Origin of the sequence: Nostocoides japonicum T1-X7, assembly GCF_001046855.1 — a bacterium.
Lineage (GTDB): Bacteria > Actinomycetota > Actinomycetes > Actinomycetales > Dermatophilaceae > Nostocoides > Nostocoides japonicum.
On record NZ_HF570958.1, the window covers coordinates 4,770,271 to 4,771,789 of the forward strand.

Annotated in this window: 1 protein-coding gene; it reads left to right on the plus strand. The window is 77.0% G+C overall.

The window, feature by feature from the left end:
• Positions 1–1,519, plus strand: a 1,519-nt coding sequence (locus BN12_RS25610) for a DUF6049 family protein (protein WP_235432580.1), incomplete at both ends; no start/stop codon positions are given.

The following is a 1,519-nucleotide window of genomic DNA, read 5'->3' on the forward strand; positions in this document are numbered from 1 at the left end:
GCGCCTCCCCCACGGCCGCGGCGTCCCGGACCGCCGCGTCCCCGACCGCTCCCGCGACGCCTCCGACCCAGCCGACCACGTCCCGGGCCGCCGCAGGGACCGCGACGAGCGGCCTGGCCGTGTCGTTGCAGCAGGTCTCCCCCACGGTGGCCGCCGAGGGGGAGGACACGACGGTGACGGCCACCGTGCGCAACACGTCCGGACGCCAGCTCACCGGGGTCGTCGTCGGCGTCCGCCAGGCCGTCGCGTCGATGACCAGCCGCAAGCAGGTCGCCGGTTGGGCCGCGAGCAACGATCCCGCCGACGGGAGCCTGCTGGCCTCGGAGTCCGTCGCGGGAGCCCTCGCGCCGGGAGCGTCGACGAGGGTGTCGATCACGGTCCCCGATGTCGGCGCGGGGCGCGCCGCGACCTACGGCACGGTCGGGGTGAGCATCGACGCGGTGGCGGGCACGGCATACGGACGGCAGCACACGTTCCTCGGCTACCAGCGGATCAAGCAGTACCAGCCGCTCCGCTTCGCCGTCGCCATCCCGCTCGTCCTCGACGCGAACGCCGCCCTCAGCGGGACCTCGAGCGGCCGGGCCGCCGCCTGGCAGGCCGTCACCGGCCCGGGCTCCCGGCTCGACCGCATCCTCGGCGCGACCGAGGGCCACGACGTCTCGTGGATCCTCGACCCGCAGCTCGTCCAGCCACCCCACATCGTCGAGCCCGCGACGGCGGGCGAGGAGCCGTCCCAGACGTCGTCGACGACCGCCCCGACACCGACGCCCACCGCGAGCGCGCCGTCCACCCCCGTGTCCGACCTCGCCTACGCCGCCTCCTCGGCGGAGCTGAGCGACCGCGAGGAGCTCGCCGCGCGCATCCTCGCCGGCACCGCACAGCACCCGACCGTCCTGCTGCCGGCCGGCGACCCGGACATCGTCGCCCTGGCCGGCGGCCCGACGGACACCATCCGCTCCCTCGTCGACGACGCGTCGAGCGGGGTCGCCGGGCTCCACGCGACGGCCGACGTCGCGTGGCCGGCGGACGGCTCGTGGTCGGGCGGCGTCGAGGCGGCGGCGCGGGCGGCATACGGCCCGTCCCTCGAGGGCGCCCTCGTCGACAGCCGCTGGACCACCTCGACACCGGCGACCCCGACGGCCGCGCACCGGTCGGCCGACGACCTCCCGCTCGTCGTCTACGACGACACCGACAGCACGCTCCTCGGGGCTGCGACGAGCCGCACCGCCGCGAGCGTGGCGACCCAGCAGCTCGTCGCGGACACGGCCGCGATCGTCACCGAACGCCCCGGCACGACCCGGACGGTCGCCGTCGTCGCCCCCCGCGCCCTCGACCCCGACCCCACGGGGCTGGACCGCATGCTCGACGCCCTCGACGAGGTCCCCTGGATCTCGCCGGCCTCCCTCACCTCGGCGTTCGAGGAGGCCCGTGCGGACACCGGCGTCGCCCGCGTCGCCCAGCCGCAGGAGCTGCCGGCGGCGACACGCTCCCCCCTCACCCCGCCGGTGGCCGCGGCGAT